The organism is Paracoccus cavernae, assembly GCF_042430175.1.
Taxonomy (GTDB): Bacteria; Pseudomonadota; Alphaproteobacteria; order Rhodobacterales; family Rhodobacteraceae; genus Paracoccus; species Paracoccus cavernae.
This window is the reverse complement of the sequence record NZ_JBHMDZ010000013.1, coordinates 29,755-48,959: the sequence shown is the minus strand read 5'-3', so window position 1 is coordinate 48,959 and position 19,205 is coordinate 29,755. Positions and strand designations below refer to the sequence as shown.

At 65.1% G+C, this 19,205-nt stretch carries 14 protein-coding genes; 11 read left to right on the top strand and 3 right to left on the bottom strand.

Annotation, left to right across the window (positions count from 1 at the left end):
* Nucleotides 1-9: 9 nt before the first annotated feature.
* On the top strand, nucleotides 10-1,590 hold the full coding sequence (locus ACFFUC_RS09975) for a phospholipase D family protein (RefSeq protein ID WP_377685845.1): 1,581 nt from the start codon (nucleotides 10-12) through the stop codon (nucleotides 1,588-1,590).
* Nucleotides 1,591-1,602: 12 nt separating this feature from the next.
* On the opposite strand, the gene ACFFUC_RS09970 is transcribed toward ACFFUC_RS09975, so the two are convergent.
* Nucleotides 1,603-3,087, bottom strand: coding sequence for an MFS transporter (locus tag ACFFUC_RS09970; RefSeq protein WP_377685843.1), 1,485 nt, complete (start codon nucleotides 3,085-3,087; stop codon nucleotides 1,603-1,605).
* Nucleotides 3,088-3,337: 250 nt separating this feature from the next.
* A complete protein-coding gene (locus ACFFUC_RS09965) occupies nucleotides 3,338-4,108 on the bottom strand; it encodes a calcium-binding protein (RefSeq protein WP_377685841.1) in 771 nt (256 codons plus the stop codon).
* Nucleotides 4,109-4,353: 245 nt separating this feature from the next.
* On the opposite strand from ACFFUC_RS09965, the gene ACFFUC_RS09960 reads away from it, so the two are divergent.
* The 7 genes from ACFFUC_RS09960 to ACFFUC_RS09930 all read left to right on the top strand — a co-directional run bounded on the left by ACFFUC_RS09960 (nucleotide 4,354) and on the right by ACFFUC_RS09930 (nucleotide 11,199).
* The gene (locus ACFFUC_RS09960; RefSeq protein WP_377685839.1) at nucleotides 4,354-4,713 is read left to right on the top strand and encodes a PepSY domain-containing protein; all 360 of its coding nucleotides are present in this window, start codon (nucleotides 4,354-4,356) and stop codon (nucleotides 4,711-4,713) included.
* 31 nt (nucleotides 4,714-4,744) lie between these two features.
* Entirely contained in the window at nucleotides 4,745-5,407 is a 663-nt protein-coding gene (locus ACFFUC_RS09955) for a response regulator transcription factor (RefSeq protein WP_377685838.1), read from the top strand.
* Nucleotides 5,404-6,753 carry an ATP-binding protein gene (locus ACFFUC_RS09950; RefSeq protein ID WP_377685836.1) on the top strand — a complete coding sequence of 450 codons (1,350 nt, stop codon included), beginning with the start codon at nucleotides 5,404-5,406 and terminating at the stop codon, nucleotides 6,751-6,753. Before ACFFUC_RS09955 ends, ACFFUC_RS09950 begins: the two co-directional genes overlap by 4 nt.
* Nucleotides 6,754-7,014: 261 nt before the next feature.
* Complete coding sequence (locus ACFFUC_RS09945) at nucleotides 7,015-8,364, top strand: LLM class flavin-dependent oxidoreductase (RefSeq protein ID WP_377685833.1); 1,350 nt, start codon at nucleotides 7,015-7,017, stop codon at nucleotides 8,362-8,364.
* A gap of 9 nt (nucleotides 8,365-8,373) precedes the next feature.
* Nucleotides 8,374-9,207 carry an ABC transporter permease gene (locus ACFFUC_RS09940; RefSeq protein WP_377685831.1) on the top strand — a complete coding sequence of 278 codons (834 nt, stop codon included), beginning with the start codon at nucleotides 8,374-8,376 and terminating at the stop codon, nucleotides 9,205-9,207.
* An 80-nt stretch (nucleotides 9,208-9,287) separates the two neighbouring features.
* Nucleotides 9,288-10,304 carry an ABC transporter substrate-binding protein gene (locus ACFFUC_RS09935; RefSeq protein WP_377685829.1) on the top strand — a complete coding sequence of 339 codons (1,017 nt, stop codon included), beginning with the start codon at nucleotides 9,288-9,290 and terminating at the stop codon, nucleotides 10,302-10,304.
* Nucleotides 10,305-10,386: 82 nt separating this feature from the next.
* On the top strand, nucleotides 10,387-11,199 hold the full coding sequence (locus tag ACFFUC_RS09930) for an ABC transporter ATP-binding protein (protein WP_377685827.1): 813 nt from the start codon (nucleotides 10,387-10,389) through the stop codon (nucleotides 11,197-11,199).
* Between the two features lie 46 nt (nucleotides 11,200-11,245).
* On the opposite strand, the gene ACFFUC_RS09925 is transcribed toward ACFFUC_RS09930, so the two are convergent.
* Entirely contained in the window at nucleotides 11,246-13,075 is a 1,830-nt protein-coding gene (locus ACFFUC_RS09925; protein ID WP_377685825.1) for a patatin-like phospholipase family protein, read from the bottom strand.
* A gap of 431 nt (nucleotides 13,076-13,506) precedes the next feature.
* Here ACFFUC_RS09925 and ACFFUC_RS09920 point away from each other — a divergent pair, with 431 nt between their 5' ends.
* Genes ACFFUC_RS09920 through ACFFUC_RS09910 form a run of 3 tightly spaced genes read left to right on the top strand, consistent with a single transcriptional unit; the run spans nucleotide 13,507 to nucleotide 19,205 of the window.
* Nucleotides 13,507-15,069 (top strand): hypothetical protein, encoded by a 1,563-nt coding sequence (locus ACFFUC_RS09920; protein ID WP_377685824.1) that lies wholly within the window; start codon nucleotides 13,507-13,509, stop codon nucleotides 15,067-15,069.
* Between the two features lie 9 nt (nucleotides 15,070-15,078).
* Nucleotides 15,079-16,953: a FecR family protein gene (locus tag ACFFUC_RS09915; RefSeq protein WP_377685822.1), complete on the top strand. Its 1,875-nt coding sequence runs from the start codon at nucleotides 15,079-15,081 to the stop codon at nucleotides 16,951-16,953.
* 8 nt (nucleotides 16,954-16,961) lie between these two features.
* A complete protein-coding gene (locus ACFFUC_RS09910) occupies nucleotides 16,962-19,205 on the top strand; it encodes a CHASE2 domain-containing protein (RefSeq protein WP_377685820.1) in 2,244 nt (747 codons plus the stop codon).

Sequence of the window (19,205 nt, the reverse complement as noted above, 5' to 3'; positions counted from 1 at the left end):
GACGGTACGATGGCAGAAACGGGTGGGCGGATGCGCAGCATTCTTGCAAATGTCTTGCTGACGGGGGCCGCGCTTTGTGCTCTGGCCGTTCTGGCCATCGTGATCGCGCGCCAGATCTTCCCTTTGCCCACGACCGAAGGGCGTGCCTTCGAGCCTGCGATTGCCGCCAGCGACCGGACGGCCATCGGCCGCCGCGCCTTTGAGGGCATGGCCAAACATCCCGCAAAAAGCGGCTTCATCCCGATCCTGAGCGGCTTCGACGCGCTCGCAAGTCGTCTCGAGCTGGCCGCCAATGCCGAGCAATCGCTCGATGTGCAGTATTACATCTGGCACGACGATCTGGCGGGGCGTCTGCTCTTCAAGGCGCTTCATGATGCGGCGGAACGCGGGGTGCGGGTGCGGCTGTTGGTGGACGACAACGGCGTCCCCGGACTGGACGATATGCTGTCCGCCCTGAGCAGCCACGAGAATTTTCAGGTCCGCCTCTTCAACCCCTCCGCGATCCGCAAGCCCAAGATGGCGGGCTACGCGATCGATTTCATGCGCATGAACCGGCGCATGCACAACAAATCCCTCATCGCCGACAGTGCTGCCGCCATCATCGGCGGGCGCAATATCGGCAATGAGTACTTTCAGGTGGGCGACGCAGATTTCTATATCGACCTCGATGTGCTGGCGGTGGGGCCGATCGTTGCGGAAACCTCGGCCGCTTTCGACGCCTATTGGAACAGCGCTTCGGTTCATGCGATCGAGGATATCGTGCGCAGTCCGGGCGACCTTGCAGAAGCGGTGGCGCTGCTCGACGCGACAGCCGCTTCGCCCGAGGCGACCAGCCTGATCGCTCAGGCGACGACCAGTGTCGCGGGGCTGATGCATCGCTCGGTCGAGCCGGAATGGACCGATATCGCGCTGGTCGTCGATGATCCCGCCAAGGGGCAGGGGATTGCGAGCAAGGACCAGCTGATGGTCACCCATCTCGGCGAGATCCTTGGCGGGGTGGAGAGCGAGCTGGATCTGGTCTCGGCCTATTTCGTGCCGGGCAAGGCGGGGCTCGAGCTGTTCACCAATCTCGCGAAGGACAAGCGCCGCGTCCGCATCCTGACCAATGCACTCAATACGACCGATGTGCTGGTCGTCCATGCCGGCTATACCAAATACCGCCGCAAGCTGCTGCAGGCGGGCGTCGATCTCTACGAGCTGAAACTGCGCTCGGACAAGGCATCGGGCGACGAGGAAATCCGCCGCTTCGGTCTGTCGGGCGCGAGCCTTCATGCCAAAACCTTCGCGATCGACCGCCGCCGCGTCTTTATCGGCTCGTTCAATTTCGACCCGCGTTCGGCGCTTCTGAATTGCGAGATGGGCTTTATGATCGACAGCCCCTCGCTTGCGCAACTGACCTCGGCGACCTTCGACGGACCGGTCAAGGCCATCAGTTACCGTCCCGCGCTGAGCGCCGAAGGCAATATGGTCTGGACCGAGCAGCGCGCCGACGGCTCGCAGCTGATCTATCAAAAAGAGCCGGGCGCGACATGGTTCCAGCAGATCTCGATCGTGGTGATCGGGCTTCTGCCGGTCGAATGGCTGCTGTGAGCGTGCATGGCTTCAGGCGGCGCTGCGGCCCCGCCTGAAGATCAACAGGCAGGTCAGGCCCAAGATCAGCGCCGCCGCGAAACCCACCGACAAGAACGCCTGCTCGAAGGCCGCGCGGGCCGTGGTGATCAGGCTGGCAGAGGTTTCGGCGGGCAGGGTTTCGGCGACGAGAAGCGCCTCGTCGAGGCTGTCGTAGATCGTGCCGTCGGATGCAGCCGCGCCGAGTTCGGCTTGCACCGGCATCGACCAGCGATAGCCGAGCGACATGACGGTCCCGAGAATGGCGATGCCCAAAGCCCCGCCGAGTTCATAGGAGACCTCCTCGACCGCGGCGGCCATACCCGCCCTTTCGCTGGGCGCGCTCAGCATGATCGTCGAAGAGGCGGCCGTCATCGCGGCCCCAATCCCGAGCCCCAAAAGCCCGAGCGGAAGCATCTGCCAGACGGTCGCGGCATCGCGCAGCGGCATCATCGCGAGAACGCCGGTGAGGCAGAGGCCCAAGCCCGCCAGAAGGGCGGCCCTCGGCCCCAGTCTCGGCAGCAGCAGCCCCGTCACCGGCCCCGCGACAAAGGCGCCAATCGGGATCGGCAGGATGAAGAGCGCCGCCTCGAGCGGGGATTTCCCCTGCACCAGCTGGAGCCTTTGCGTCAAGGCAAGCTCGACCCCGACCATCACCATCGAGGCGCAAAGTGCCGCGATCACGCCCGCCGAAAACTGCGCATTGCCGAAAAGCCGCAAATCGATCAGCGGATGGGGCAGGCGGCGCTGGCGGCGGATGAACAGCACCAGCGCCAGCAACCCGAGGGCCGCGGCAACCGCCACCGCCCACCAGAGCGGCTCGCGTTTGGCCATCTCCTTGACCGCATAGGCAAGGCCGATCAGCGCCACCATGATCTGGAGCGAGCTGAGCGCATCCCAATGCGCCTGCGCATTGCCGGGCCGCGCGGGAATGAAGGCAAGCGCTGCGACAAAGGCCAGTGCTACAATGGGCACATTGATCAAAAAGACCGAACCCCACCAGAAATGTTCGAGCAGAATGCCGCCCAGAACCGGACCGAAAGCCGCCCCGCCCGAGGCGACGGCCGCCCAGATGCCGATGGCAAATGCGCGCTCGTTCTCATCCTCGAAGGTCAGCCGGATGAGCGACAGCGTTGCGGGCATCATCGCCGCCGCACCGACCGCCAGCAGAACCCGTCCCGCGATCAAAACCGCAGGCACCGGCGCGAAAGCCGCGATCAGCGAGGCCGCTCCGAAAACCGCCAACCCGCCCAGAAACATGCGACGGTGACCGAAACGGTCCCCCAGCGTCCCGAGGCCGGGCAAAAGCCCCGCGACCACCAGCGGATAGGCATTGAGGATCCACAGCTTTTCTGAGGCGTTGGCGCGCAGGTCATGGGTCAGACGAGGCAGCGCCGTATAAAGCACCGTCATGTCGATTACGATCAGCAAGAGCGCGCTCGAGACGATTGCAAGCACAAGCCAGCGGTTTGAAGCCATTGTCGCATCCCCGTGAAAGCGGCGTTTGTGGGCCCAGGCATAAAGGAGCAATGCCCGAGCACAAGTGGCCGGAGAGGCTTGCCCCGCCCGCGCGGCGCGCGCCACACGGGAAGTTGACCTGTGTATCCCGTGGGCTGCAGGCGCGCGGCCCCGCATGGTCGACAGGGCAACGGGATTGAAAAAGGCGCGCCGGAGCGCGCCTTTCCCGAAGGACTTTCCTATTGGGGGCAACCCCCTTCGCAGCTTCCGATCAGAAGGTGAAATCGGAGAGGTCGAGCTGGTTCACGCGCATGTTCTCGATCGTGACCGAGGTCCAGGTATCGAGGTGCAGAACGACGCTGCTGCCCTGCTGCTGGGCATTGGCGATGACGCCTCTGACCTGGCCGACGCTGAAATCGTCCAGTTCGATCCGGTCGAGGCCGTTCTGGAAATCGGTGACGCGGTCACGCCCCTCGCCGCGGCCGAATTCAAAGCGGTCGGCACCCGCGCCGCCGCTCAGGATGTCGTCGCCACGTCCGCCGTCGAGCGTATCGCGACCGCCGCCGCCGAACAGACGGTCGGCACCGTTGTCGCCGTCGAGCTCGTCGTTGCCGGTGCCGCCGAGCAGGCTGTCGTTGCCCTCGCCACCCTCGAGCTCGTCATTGCCGTCGCCGCCGTCGAGCGTGTCGTTGCCGCCGTCGCCGTCCAGCTCGTCATTGCCGGTGCCCCCGAACAGGCGGTCATGGCCCGCGCCGCCATCCAGCTCGTCGTCGCCGGCCCCGCCGTAGAGGGTATCGTTGCCCGAACCGCCGTCCAGCTCGTCGTTGCCGTCATCGCCGATCAGCTCGTCGTTGCCGTTGCCGCCGTAAATTTCGTCATTGCCGGAGCCGCCGACCAGACGGTCGTTGCCGTTCCCGCCATAAATTCGGTCCGAGCCGGCCCCGCCGAAAATTGAATCATTGCCGTTGAGGCCCGAAAGCCAATCGTCGACTGCCGTACCGAAAATGCGGTCTGCCAGCGGAGTGCCCTGAATTCTCGCCATGGAATGCTTCCTTCTCTTTGTCTTTGCGCGACCGCAAATGGGGCCGGCAGGGTCGGGGACAGGCCCGAAGACCCGATGAGGTGAAACCGCGTCGCTCCGGCAGAAAGGCCATTGTCCAAGCGGCCGGTGCATGCGATTCGCGTTTGGCTTTCGCCGTTCAAGCGTTTTGGCACAGGCTGGCTGACAACAATCTGACAGCAACCGTCAGTGTTTTGTCAGCGCGCTCGCGTTAAAGAGGAGAAATTATGACACGCAAGACATGCCTTTTTCTTCTTATGCTGGCCCAGAGCCTTGCCCCGATCGATGCGGCAGGGCAGCTGGCGACGCGCATCGGGCCGGGTGATTTGGGGCGCGGCGAACTGGGCCGCAACGATCAGGACCACGCGCGCGAGGCGGTGGCGCGGGGCGAGATCCTCGGGCTGTCGCAGATCCTCGCGATCGTGACCGCGCAGCATCCCGGACAGGTGGTCGAGGTCGAATTCGACGATGACGACGATGTGCAGCTTTATGAAATCGAACTGCTCACTGCCGGCGGGCGTTTGATCGAGATCGAGGTCGATGCGGTGACCGGCCGCATCATCGGCATGGAAGACGAGGATTCATGAGGTCCGGAATGCAAGAAAGCGGTCGGGCCTGATGCGCGCGCTTGTGGTCGAGGACGACGCGCGCATCGCCGCCGATCTTTCGCGCGCGCTTGGTGCAGCGGGATTTCTGGTCGAGGGCTGCAACAACGGCGAGGATGCCTGGTTTCGCGGCGGCACCGAAAACTACGACCTGATCGTCCTCGATCTCGGCCTGCCGGGGCTTGACGGGTTGAGCGTGCTCAAGCGGTGGCGGGGCGAGGGCTGCGACAGTCCGGTCCTGATCCTGACCGCGCGCGGCGCTTGGACTGAAAGGGTCGAGGGGATCGATGCGGGGGCCGACGACTATCTGCCCAAACCCTTCCGCATGGAGGAATTGGTGGCCCGCGCCCGCGCTCTGGTGCGCCGCAGCGGCGGGAGGGGGGCGGCCACACAAAGCATCGGGACGCTTTCGATCGATCTCAACCGCATGACCGTCGCGAGAGACGGCGTGCCTGTCCACCTGACGCCGCTCGAATTCCGGCTGATCGCCTATCTCGCGCTCAACCAAAGCCGCATCATCGCGCCGAGCGAATTGCTCGAACATCTTTACGGCGATGACGGCTCGCGCGAGGCCAATGCGCTCGAGGCGATTGTCGCGCGGATGCGTCGCAAGCTTGGCGCGGGGGTGATCGGCACGCGGCGCGGCTTCGGCTATTTTCTGGAACAGCCCGAATGAGGCTGAATTCGCTGCGCCTGCGGCTTTTTCTGGCGGGTGCGGCAGCGATTGCGGCGGCGATGACTTTCGCCGCGATCGGGCTTGCGCTTTTGTTCGACCGTCATGCGACGCGGGTGGCGGTCGCCGATCTCGAGGCGCGGGCCATGGCGCTGATCGCAACGATCGAGCGGGGCGAGGCGGGCGGGATCCGCACACGGCCCATCGCTCTCGATCCGCGCTACGACATGCCGTTCTCGGGCGCCTATTGGCAGATGCGGATCGGCGAGCGCATGCTGCATTCGCGTTCGCTTTGGGATGTCACGCTGGTCCCGCCCGAGCAGCCGCCGCCGGCGGGCGCAAGTGCCGTCATCGCTCTCGAAGGGCCGCAAGAGCAAAGCCTTCTGGCGGTCGATCGCGGCCTTTTGCTCGGGAACGGGCCGGATGCGCAGGCGGTGCGCCTGATCGTGGCGGTCGACCGGCGCGCCTTGTCGCAAGCCCGCAGCGCCTTTATCGGCGATCTTCTGCCCTATCTCGCGGTGCTCGGCGCGCTTTTCCTGCTCGCTTCATGGGTCCAGATCCGCGTCGGATTGCGGCCGCTGTCGCAGGTGGGAGCGAGGGTTGCGACGCTGGATTCGGGCCAGAATAACCGTCTGGGCGAGGATTTCCCGACCGAGGTCGTCCCGCTCGCGCGCGAGATCGACCAGCTTCTCGATGCTCGCGACCGCGATCTCGCCCGCGCCCGTCACCGTGCCGCAGATCTCGCCCACGGTTTCAAGACCCCGCTTCAGGCTCTGCTCGGCGATGCCGAGCTCCTGCGCGGGCGCGGCGAGCACGAGGTGGCGCAGGCGATCGAGGAAGTGGTCGGCGTCATGCACAGCCATGTCGACCGCGAATTGGCTCGTGCGCGCATTCATTCCGATCACGGACATGCCCGCACCGATCCCGCCGTGGTCATCGACAAAATCGCCAAAGTGCTGGCGCGCACTCCGCGCGGCGGCGAAATCCTGTGGCAGATCGAGGCACCGTCCGGATTTTTCGCACGGATCGACGGCGATGATCTGATCGAGGTGCTCGGCGCCTTGATGGAGAATGCCTTGCGCTTTGCGCGCCACAGCTTGCGCGTGACGCTTCGGGCCGAGGAGGCCGTGCTTGTCGTCACCATCCGCGACGACGGACCAGGCGTGCCCGAGAGCCAGCTCGAAGCCTTGCCCGAACGCGGCAGGCGGCTCGACCAAACGCCGGGCGGGCAGGGGATCGGGCTGGCCATCGCCTCGGATATCCTCGAGGCCGCACGCGGCGATCTGGTCTTGCGGAATGCCGATCCCGGCCTCGAGGTCAGGGTCACCCTGATCCGCGCACCCGCCTGAGCGCGGAGTTTTTCGTCCCGCAAATCCGCCCGATGCGGGCTTCCCTCCGGCCGTAGGGAAAAATTTTCTCCCTCGCGGCGGGCCGGAGGGCGGAATCCTGTCGCCATTCGCATGACTTTGGAATGGCCACGAAGTACCGGCGCTGTTTATCTTAATAGACGATAAATATCATCGTTAATTCGGTGATTGGCCGGAAATACCCGCAACGACCGCGCAAAAAATGCTGCTGGCCTGCGGGACGAGCTTGGAAGGGCATTGATCATGAGCAGAAAAATTCGTCTTGGGGCATTTCTTCCCGGTGGTGGCCAGCATGTGGCCGCATGGCGTCATCCCGATGCGCCTTCTGATGGCGCGACCAATATCGGCTTTCACATCCGGCTGGCCCAGACCGCCGAGAAGGGGCTTTTCGACGCTTATTTTCTCGCCGACGGTCTTTCGGTCGGCTTTTCGGGTGGCCGCGAAGGCGGCAGCGCCAAGGCGGCGGGCTTCGAGCCGGTGACGCTTTTTGCGGCGCTTTCCGCCCACACCAGCCATCTGGGCTTTATCGCGACGGCCTCGACCACCTATGAGGAACCCTATCAGCTCGCGCGCAAATTCGCCTCGCTCGATCTGATCAGCGGCGGGCGCGCGGCATGGAATGTCGTGACTTCGACCGGCGACGAGACGGCGCAGAACTTCAACCGCGACGAACAACTGCCCCATGCCGAACGCTACCGCCGGGCCCGCGAACATGTCGACGTCGTGCGCCAGCTGTGGGACAGCTGGGAGGATGACGCCTTCATCCGCGATAAGGCGACCGGCGAATTCTTCGGGCGCGACCGCGTTCACGAGATCCATTACAAGGGCGAATTCTTTCAGGTGAAAGGCCCGCTCAACGCGCCGCGCCCGCCGCAGGGGCATCCGGTGGTGGTGCAGGCGGGGGCCTCCGAGGACGGTCGCGATCTGGCGGCCGAGACCGCCGAGGTGATCTTCGCGGCCCATCAGACGCTGGCCAAGGCGCAGGAGTTCTACCGCGACATCAAGGCGCGCGTCGCAGCCAAGGGCCGCAATCCCGCCGAGGTGCTGATCATGCCGGGCGTCGCGCCCTTTGTCGGGCGCACGCAGGAGGAAGCTCAGGCGAAATACGACCGGCTGACCTCGCTGATCCTGCCCGAAGAGGGGTTGGCGCTGCTCAACGGGCTTGCGGGCGGTACGCTCGATCTCAAGGGCTATCCGCTCGACGGGCCGCTGCCGGCGCAAGACACCACCGAGGGCAACAAGTCGCGCCAGATCCTGATCCGCGAGATTGCCGACCGACACGGCTTCACCATCCGCCAGCTTTACCAATATGTGGCGACCGCGCGCGGGCATTTGACCTTGATCGGCACGCCCGAAACCATTGTCGACACCTTGCAGGAATGGTTCGAGAACGAGGCCGCCGACGGGTTCAACATCCTGCCGCCCTGGCTGCCCGCGGGCTTGGACGATTTCGTCCAGCTGATCGTCCCCGAGCTGCAGCGCCGCGGCCTTTTCCGCGAGCAATACGAGGGCCGCACCCTGCGCGAGAACCTCGGCCTGTCGCGCCCCGTCAATCCCTGGACCGAAGCCCGCGCCCAGCTTGCGGCGGAATGAGGTGAGACCATGACCCTACAAAGCACCAATTCGATTGATCTCGCCGCGCCGGGTTTTCTCCCCAACCCGGCGCGGGTGGCGGGGATCGCGAAACAGGCCGTGGTCCGCTACGGGCTGATCGTCGGCCTGATCCTCGGCTGGGAGTTCGCGGTCCGGCTGGGCTGGCTGAACGCGGCGGTCTTTCCCGCGCCCTCGACCGTGCTCGAGGCGCTTTTCGCGGCCATCGACAAAGGGCTGGTGCAGCGCGATCTCGCGATCTCGTTCCAGCGTTCGGGGATCGCTTTCGCGGCCGCGATCATCATCGCGATCCCTCTGGGTCTTGCGATGGGTTCGGCGCGCAGGGTCGAACGGGCGCTTGATCCGGTGCTGCAGCTGTTTCGCCAGCTCTCGGCTCTGGCGCTCTATCCGGTCTTCATCCTGCTGATGGGGCTGGGCGAGACGTCGAAAGTCTTCGTGATCTTCTGGGGCACGCTTTTCCCGCTGCTTCTTGCCACGATCGGCGGCGTCAAGGAGGTCGACAACAAGCTGGTCGAAATGGCGCGCAGCTATGGTGCGAACCGGCTCCAGACCTTCCGCCGCGTGGTCCTGCCGGGCGCGCTTCCCCAGATTTTCGTCGGCCTGAGGCTGTCTGCGACCTCGGCGCTTTTGATGCTCATCGCCTCCGAGATGATCGGCGCGAACAGCGGCGTGGGCTTTCAGGTGATGAATGCGCAGTACAATTTCCAGATCGGCCTGATGTTCGCCTATATCGGCCTGCTCGCCGTGCTCGGCCTTGTCGCCAACGGGGTGATCGTCGCCCTCCAGCGCTATCTGTGCCGCTGGAACAGCGTGAGCCGGCGCTGAGCGCGGCCAAGCGCAGCCGGTCGCCACAGACGAACCTCCGCCCTCCCATCGCCTTTCTTCGCAATGAACGGATCTTTCCCATGTTTCTCCGCCCGACCTCTCTTCGTACCGCGACACGACAGGCGGCTGCCGCTGTCGCCGTGACCCTGACCACCATCGCCTCCCTTGCCGCACCCGCTTTGGCGGAAGACAGCGTGACTTTCCGCGTCTTTGCCTCGCGCGGCGGGATCGAGCCCCATCTGCTGGCCGACAAGCTCGGCTATTACGAGGGCACGCCCGTCAAACTGGAATCGATCGGCTATAGTTCGGGCGGGCCGGAATCGCTGATGGCCGTCGCCGGCGGCAGCGCCGATGTCGGCAGCGCGGCGACGGCGGCCGTGCTCAATTCGATCGCGGCGGGCAATGATTTCGTGCTGGCCTATCCCAGCAACGGCATCAATGCCGAAGCCCAGAGCCATTTCTATGTGCTCGAGGACAGCGATGTGAAATCGGTCGCCGACCTGAAGGGCAAGACCATCGCGGTCAACACGCTTGGGGCGCATCTCGATTACACGGTGCGCGAGGCGCTTGCCCAGAACGGCCTGAAGCCCGGCGACGTCAACCTCGTGACCGTGCCCGGCCCGCAGCTCGAGCAAACCCTGCGCGCGGGCCAGATCGATGTCGCGGCAATCGGCTATTGGCAGACGACCTTCGACGGCAAGATCCATGAAGGCGGCGGCGTGCGCGAGGTCTTCAACGACACCGATATTCTGGGCGAGATCGCGGGCGGCTTCATCACGCTCGACCGCACCTTCACCCAAGAGCACCCCGAGGCCACCCGCGCCTTCATCGACGGCGCGATCCGTGCCGCGGATTGGTCGCGCGAGCATCCCGACGAGGCGAAAAAGGTCTTTGCCGAGATCCTTGAAGTACGCGGCGAGCCGCCCGAGCTCGCGCAATATTGGCGCGGTTTCGGCCTGCGGGCAGGCGCCGAGCCGCAGCCGCGCGACGTGACCTTCTGGATCGAGCGGCTGGAGAGCGAGGGCTCGATCCCCGCAGGCAAGCTCGATCCGGCAAAGCTTCTGGCTCCGGTCACCGCGTCCGCCGCGAAATCGTGACAGGAAAAGTCACGGCGCGCGGGACCCTCTCGATGGGCCCGCGCCGATCCGAACCACGCCCCAATTTCCGAAAGGTGCCCCGATGTTCGACCAGCCCCGCGATGACCAGCCCCGTGATGACGAGGCCCGCGATACTGCAAGCCGTCACCAATCCGCCCTGACCATCCGCGATCTGCATAAATCCTTTGAAATCAACGGCCAGAAGCTTGATGTTCTGCGCGGCCTCAACCTCGAGATCCGGCCGGGGGAGACCCTGGCCATTGTCGGGGCCTCCGGCTCGGGCAAGACCACCCTTTTGCGCATTCTCGCGGGGCTCGAGGCGGCCGATAGCGGCTCTGTCCTGATGGACGGCCAGACGGTCGACGGGGTTGGCGGCGGGCGGGCCGTGATCTTTCAGGAGCCGCGCCTGCTGCCGTGGCAGACGGTGCTCGACAATGTCGCTTTCGGGCTCGAGATGCAGGGCCGCTCCAAGGTTGCGGCGCGCCGTTTCGCCGAGACTTACCTGCGGCTGGTCGGTCTGGCCGATTTCAACGGCGCCTATCCGGGCCAGCTTTCGGGCGGCATGGCGCAGCGCGTCGGCATCGCGCGGGCGTTGGCGGTCCAGCCTGGCATCCTGCTGCTCGACGAGCCCTTCGGTGCGCTGGATGCGATGACGAAGATCACCATGCAGGAAGAGCTTGCGCGGATCTGGCGCAGCGAGAATGTGACCATGGTCCTCGTGACCCATGATCTCGAAGAGGCGGTGTTTCTGTCAGATCGCGTGCTGGTGCTGTCTGGCCAGAACGGCAAACCGGTGCAGGTGATCGAAAACGATCTGCCGCGTCCGCGCGAGCGCTCGGCCCCCGATTTCGTGCGGCTGCGCGAAAGGTTGATGCGCGAATTCGGCCTGCATTAAGGCGCGGCTATCGGATCGGGGCTGCTTCTCTCGGAGAGAGGCCGGATCAGTCCCCGTCGCCGTCCTCGACAGTTTGGCCCGCCAAAAGGGCCTCGAAACTGCCGGCCTTGTCCAAAAGCGCCATCGTGTACTCGTAGGCTGCGGTTTCTTGTGCGCGGATGTGCTTCCAGTCGAGAAGTCCCATCCCCGGCACCGAAGGCGGCTCGAGCAGCAGGTCGCCATGGACGGAAATCTGGCGCATGACGCGGCTGTTCGCGACCATCATGGCGCGGCCGACGACCTCGATGATCTTGGGGAAATCGCCCCCGTCGTGACGGCGCAGCGCCAATTCGCCTGCGAGCCTGCGCCGCGAGGGCAGGCTGTCGTGGCGACGGCTGATGCGCCAATCATCCTCGGGCGAGAGGATTACCGCGATATTGGGGCCGGATTTGAGCCGCCGCATCTGGCTCACGGGCACATTGTCCATGATCGCGCCGTCGATCAGCACCTCGCCGCTTTCGGTCACCAGCGGCGGAAGGGCAGCGGGAATGGCGGCCGAGGCCCGCACCGCACGCCAGCACAGACCGCGCCGCTGCACCACGACTTCATGGGTCGAAAGGTTCGAGGCGACGGCGAAAGCATTGAGCGGCAGATCCTCGATCAGGCTGTCGCCGAATTCCTGCCGCAACTCGCGGTCGAAATGATGGGAATCGAAGACGCTGTAAAGCGGCAGCGTCAGTTTCGAAAGCGCGCGTCGGCGCAGAAAGAAGGCCTCGAAATGGTCGATCCGGTCGGCGGATCCGGGGTTGCGCGCCATCTCGAGCGCGACGGAGGAGCCGATGCTGGTGCCGCCGAAAAGATCGATCCGCGCGCCTGCGTCGATCAGGGCGCGCAGGGTGCCCAGATGCGCCGCGCCCAAGGCCCCGCCGCCGCCCAACACCATGCCGAGAGCTTTGCCCGAAAGGAAACGCGCGAGCCGCGCCACATCTCGGTCCGTGTCGAGCGCGATATGGTGATGGAGCTGGAGGCTGCGGTTGCCGAGCCAGTTGATCGTGTCGCGGATCGGCTCGCTGTCTTTCTCGCGCCAAAGCGCAAGGCCGACATGCTCGGCACGAAAAAGCGGCAAGGCGAAATCTTCCAAAGGGTTGCGCGGGACGGGGCCGTCCCGACCCTCGGGACCGTAGCCGCATAAAAGCAGGAAATCGCACTGGCGCAGCGCCAAGCGGTCCCAGCGCGCGTTTCCTTCGCCCGTGACCAGAAGCAGCCGTCCAAGCTCGCGCTCGCGCATGGCCAGCCATTCGGTCACGGCTCGGTCGTCGAGCGTCGCGTGATCGGCGGGCAGGTCGCTATGCCGGATCGGCGTGCCGTGGCCCAGCTTGGAAAGTTCGCTGCAAAGTCCCTCGACAAAGGCTTGCGGCATGGGGCGGCTGCCGGCCGCACAGATCCCGATCGCCCCCGCGATGCGCAGCGCCAGCGAGGGCGCGGTCGAGGTTGCCGCAGCCAGCCTGCGCCCGAAGGAGCGCAGGATCATCCGCGTGAAAGCGGGAACAGAGCGCGAAATCTTGTCATAGGCCTCGCGGTCGAGCTCGATCACGTCGCTGTCGCGCAAAGCAATGACATCGGCCGTCCGCGTCAGCCCCGCGAAAAAGGCGATCTCGCCGATGGGTTCGCCCGGACCGATTTCGGCCACGACGTGATTACGGTCGCGCAGAACCTCGAATTTGCCGCGAAGGACGTAATAGACGCGGTCGGCCTCGTCGCCCTGATGCACGATGATCTCGCCGCGCGGGATCAGGCGCATGACCGCATTTTCCATGACCGCCTCGCGTTCCTGCGGGCTGAGCTCTTTCATCAGATCGAGGGCGGATGCGGGCAGATCCTTGGTCGTGGCTTTCATGACATCGGGCTTTCACGAGCGGGGAGCGGGGCGGGATTAGGGACGGGAAACAGGGCGGGACGCATGCGCGCGCCATGGGTCTGCCCCGCAAATCTTGCGGCAACTGCGCGGCAGATCGGGGAGCGTTCGGGCATTTTTTCGGAGCATCCATGCGGCGGCAGGCGCGCGGGACCGTCAGATGGAAACCGCGACCTCAAAGCCATAGAGCACAACCAAAAGATGCGGTTCAAGTGCATTCAGGGCTGCTTCCTTTGCGTAACGCGCGAAAACATGTCTATAGAAACAGGTAGATGCTCAAGGACCGGATGTAGAAGATTGTCTGCATTTGATTGTGCCGATCGCGCGCCCTTTTTGGCCGGCCGGATTCGGTTCGCCGGATTTGGGCCAGAACGTTTTACGATGAGCGGGTTTTGCCGCAGGGAGGCCTGATTTTGGCACGTAAGGGTTTCGAGCAGACGAATGTGGCGCAGATCCGCGAAAAACGCAGCCGCCTCGCGCTTGGCGTGAGGGGCTTCGGGGCGGGTTCCGTCAGCCGGAATTCCTCTGTTGCGGCCCATGCGCTTTTGCTTGCCGCGACATCGCTTTTCGGGCTTGCGGGGCTGGGCGGGCAGGCGGATGCGCAAACAACCGCGCCGGCGGCCGCGACCGCGACCGCGCGGAGCGCTCCTGCGGCACAGGCTGCGCCGCAACCGGTCGACATGCGCCGCTATAACCTGCCGCCCCAGGAGAACGGCGCGCTTTTGGCTTCGCTCGAGGCGCGGCGGCGCGCGCTTTTGGTGCGGGTGCGCCAAAATCCCGCCGATCTGGATGCGGCCTTTGCCTATGCGCAGATCTCGACGCGGATGGGCGATCTCGAAGGGGCGATCGCGACCTACGAGCGCATGTTGGTGCGCGTGCCCAATACCCCGCGGCTCCAGCTCGAACTCGGCGCGCTGTACTATCAGCTCGGCGCCTATTCGGCCTCGCGTGGCTATTTTGCGCAGGTGATGGCGCGCTCCGACACGCCGCCCGCCGTGCGCGCCAAGGTCGACGGCTTCTTGCGCGCGATGGATGGCGGCAAGGGCAAGACCGGCTGGACGGGCCAGCTTTCGGTGGGCTTTCGTCATCACAGCAACGCCAATGCCGGTCCGGGTGGCGCGACGGTCAATCTTCAGGGACTCGACTATATTCTCGACGATATCGCGCGCGGAACGCCCGATATCGCCGCCGAGGTCGGGCTTTCGCTCGGCTATCGCCAGCCGCTGCCCTACCGCGATGTCGCGCTGCAATATGATTTCCGGCTTTCCGCCAGCGAATTTGCCGAGCGCAAGGATATCTCGAGCCTCGAGGCAGAGTTCCGCGCGGGTCCGGTTTTCGCTCTGGACCGTTTCGGGCTCAAGGGCGGGCGTTTCAGCGCCTCGGCCGTGGCGGGCGGAGGCATGTTGGGTGGCGATCCTAACTATACCAACTACGGGCTGTCCTTCGGATTTCAGGCCCCTCGCGGGCGTGCGACCTTGGCGCGTTTGAGCTTCGATTTCCGTCAGGAGGATTACCGCTCGACCCGCCAGCGCCCGCGCAGCGACCGGCTGAGCGGGGAGCGTTACCGGCTGTCGGGCTCGCTCTCGCGCCAGTTTTCGGCCAATTGGCAGGGCTTCGCCGGACTTGGCGCCGAACGCCGCAGCGCCGAGGACGATTCGCTCTCCTATTGGGAGGGCAATCTGCAACTCGGGGTCAGCCACCGTTTCGATGCGCCCTTCGAGATCGATACCGATCCCTGGACGCTGACCGCGATCGGCCGGATCGCGCGCCGCCACAACGATGCGCCCAACCGCGTGGTCAGCCATACCGAAAAGCAGCGCGGGACGGAGTATTCGCTCCAGCTTGTCCAGACGGTGCCGCTGAAGGACCAGCTCAATTTGCAGGTCTATGGCGGCTACCGCTCGGTGCGCTCGAACTACGATATCCGCACCTTCCATGACGCGACCTTCGGCGCGTCATTCGTTCACCAGTTTTGAGGTCAGGCCATGATGAACCGCTTTTTCCTGATGGGTTGCACGGCGCTGGCGGGGCTGAACGCGGGAGAGCTGATCGTTTCTCCGGTTCGCGCGCAGGATGTCGGTGTAGCGGCTGCGGTCAATCCGGATGCACAATCCCATCGCGGCGGCAGCTCGGCCCGCGTGGTCGAGGTCGGGCAGAATGTCGTCCATAACGAGGTCTTCGATACCGATGCCGCCGGTATCGTTCAGATCCTTTTGGCCGACGGCAGCAACTTTACCGTCGGGCCGAATTCGTCGTTGACGATCGACCGTTTCGTCTATGACCCCGAGGCCGACCGCGCCAGCATTGCGGCGAGCGCGTCGCGGGGGGCCTTTCGCTTCATCGGCGGCGCGGCCTCGAAGGGCGAGGGCGGGATGAACGTCGAAACCCCGATCGGCGTGGCGGGGATAAGGGGCGCAATCGTCGATTTCCAGCTGCATCGGATCGGTGATATTCCGCCCCATATTTCGCTGGTCTTCGGCGACGAGCTGACCTTGACGCTGCCCGACGGGCAGCGTGTCGTCGTGACCCAACCGGGAAGCTCGATTGTTTTTGGAGAGACAGGCGCGCCTGTGCCGCCGGCTCTTGGGGCCGCATCGCCTGCAGGCGGCGCACAGGGCGGGGGCATGGCTTCCGCAACGGCTGGCGCGGGTGCTTTGCCGCCCGGGTTTTTCGCCCCGCCTCAGGTAATCCTGACGCCGCCCGACTGGATCCCCGCGCTGAGCGGTGCCCTGACCAACAGCCAGTCGCCGCTCGGGCCGCCCGATCCGCAGGCGCTTGCGGCACTTCTCGCGGCATTGGGGCAAAGCGGTCTGGGCGAGGCGCCCGAGGTGGGGCCGGATGCCGGCTGGCCGGGCGGGACGGGGCTCGCGTCGCCCGAATTCGGTGATGTTCTGCTCGACGAGAGCGACGGTGGTGTCGCGGATTCGGGCGACGCCAATCTCGGCGAGCGGATTACTGCAGTCATACCCGAACCCGAGCCGCCGGGGCCCGAACCCGAGCCCGAGCCTCCGGGACCCGAACCCGAGCCCGAGCCTCCGGGACCCGAGCCCGAACCCGAGCCTCCGGGGCCCGAGCCCGAACCCGAGCCGGAGCCGCCGGGGCCCGAACCTGAACCCGAGCCGCCGGTCGTTGTACCGTTCGACGGCCCCTATGAGGGCTTCAGCATGACGACCGGACGGCAGGGCGGCGGCCGCGGCACGGCCAGCATGTCTTTCGATCCGGCGACCAACAGCTTCACGTCGCGCTTCATCCATTCCAACTGGGGCGACGCGCCCTTTGTCACCACCGCCCCCGAGGGCCATTACACCGACAATACCGATTTCGGCGCGAGCAATGCGGTCGGGCGGGTCGAGGTCGCGCCAGACCAATCCGCGCTTTGCGATTGCGAATTCATGAGCTGGGGAAGCTGGGCGGCAGAAGGGCCGAGCGACGGAAGCTTCACCGATCCGGTCGAAGGTTTCTGGATCATCGGGCAACCGACCTCGGCGGCTGAGATGCCTCTGACGGGATCGGCGACCTATACCGGCAATGCTGTCGGGACCGTGTTCAACGCGGGCAATACCTACGAGGCCAGCGGCGGCATGACTGCGCAGGTCGACTTCGGATCAGGTCAAGGCGATATCCAGATCACCGATTTCGACGGGCGCAATTTCGGCACGCAGACGATCGACATGACGCCGGTTGCGGGTGCGGATAACGGTTTCATCGGCGAGCTCGGCGGCGGCAACGTGAACGGCGTGATTTCAGGCGGGTTCTTCAACGACGGCGGTACTCCCGCGGCAGGGATCGGCGGCGGTTTCAGCGCCTTCGAGGCCGGGAGCGAATGGTCGGCGAACGGCATCTTCGGCGGCTCGCGATAGGGGGGCGGATGGCGTCTTTCTGGCCCCGTTCCCCCGCCGCGCGTCGTCGTGCGGTGGTCGTATTGGCGGGGATCGTCACCCTTTGTCTCGTGCTTTCGCTGACGGTGGGCGCGCGCGGCGCGCTCAACCGCCTCAGCTATCAGGTCTTTGACGCCTATCAGCGCCTGTCGCCACGCGCGGCAGGCGATCCAGCGGTTGCGGTGGTCGATATCGACGAGGCATCGATTGCGGCTCTGGGGCAGTGGCCCTGGCCACGCAACCGCATGGCCGGACTGATCGATGTGATCGGGCAATCGGGCGCGGCCGTGATCGCACTCGATATCGCCTTTTCCGAGCCGGACCGGACCTCGCTCGAAGAGGCCGTGCGCAGCCTTGAAGCAATGGGCGCGCGGGTCGAAATACCGCAAGGCGCGGCGATTACGGATAATGACGAGGCTTTCGCACAGGCGATCGCGCGCAATCCGGTGGTGCTGGGCGTCGCGCTCAGCAACGAGACCAAGACGGGGATCGCGCGACCCAAAGCGGGCTTTTCCTATGGCGGCAGCGATCCAAACGGCTACTTGCCCCATTATGCGGGCGGCGTCGGCAATCTGGCAATTCTGTCAGGGGCCGCGCGCGGCATCGGCAATTTTTCCTATTCCCTTTCGGCCGATAGCGTCGTGCGACGCATGCCGATGGTCGTGGGCAGCCCCGAGGGACTTTACCCCGCGCTCGGGATCGAGGCGCTGCGCGTCGCAACCGGCGCCAGCGGCTTCATCATCCGTTCGAGCGATGCCAGCGGCGAGATCGGCGGCCGGCAGGGCGGGGCAGGGATGCTCGGGCTCAAGGTCGCGGATTTCGAAATACCGACCGGCCCGAATGGCGAATTCTGGCTGCATTATTCCGGAATGCCGACAATGCCCGTCATTTCCGCCGCCACGATTTTGGATCCGGCCCGAGGCGCGGAGATCCGAGCTGCTCTCGAGGGGCGGATCGTCCTGATCGGCACCAGCGCCATCGGTCTGCGCGATATCGTGGCGACGCCGATCTCCGCGGCATGGCCGGGGGTCAAGGTCCATGCCGAAGTCATCGACCAGATCATCAACCAGAGTTTCCTGATCCGTCCCGAATGGGCTCTGGGCCTCGAAATCGCCGCGGCCTTTGTCGCGGGGCTCGTGCTGGTCGCGGTCGTGGCTTGGGGCGGGCCGGTCCTCAGCAGCCTCGCGCTTTGCCTGATGCTTGCGGGCGTGGCGGGCGCGTCCTGGTACGGTTTTCGCCATCTCGGCCTGCTTCTCGATCCGGTTCTGCCCGCGCTTTGTCTGCTCGCGGTGTTTCTGGTCACCGCGCCTTTGCTGATCCTGCTGGGCAATCGCGAAAAGAAATTCGTGCGCCGCGCCTTCGGGCAATATCTCTCGCCGACGCTGGTCAGCCGCCTCTCGGAAAACCCCGAGGCGCTGCAACTGGGCGGCGAAGAGCGCGAGCTGACGGTGCTTTTTTCCGATATCCGCGGCTTTACCACCCTGTCCGAGACCCTTGATCCGACCACGCTCACGGCTTTGCTCAACGGCCTGCTGACGCCGATGACCGATGTTCTGCTCGAGCAGGAAGCGACGATCGACAAATATATCGGCGATGCGATCATGGCTTTCTGGAACGCGCCGCTCGCGATTGCCGACCATCCGCGCAAGGCTTGTCTCGCCGCTTTGGGCATGATCGCGGCGGTCGAGCGCATGGGGCGCGAGACAGGGCGCGATATCCGCGTGGGCATCGGGCTGCACAGCGGTCCGGCCTGCGTCGGCAACCTCGGCTCGATCCGGCGCTTTTCCTATTCGGCGATTGGCGACAGCGTCAATCTTTGCGCGCGCATCGAGGGGCTGACCAAGCAATACGGTATCGCCATCGCCGTCTCCGAGACGACACGCGCCGCAGCGCCCGAGTTGGCCTTCATCGAAATCGACCGCGTGAGCGTGGTCGGGCGCAAGAAGCCGGTGACGATTTATGCGCTGCTCGGAGATGCCGAAGCCGCCAAAGATGCGGGCTTTCGCGCCGGTCAATCGGCATTTGCCGCGTTTTTGATGCATTATCGGGCAAGAAACTTTTCTAGCGCATTGAAATTGTTAACGGATAGCGAGCTATCAAGTGACAGGCGTCTGTCCGGCGTCTATCGTCTTTATCAGGAGCGGATTGCCGATCTTGTCGGCGGGCCATTGGACGAATTCGAGCGAGACGAGGACGGGAACTGGAATGGCGTCTATTATGCGCGGTCGAAATAG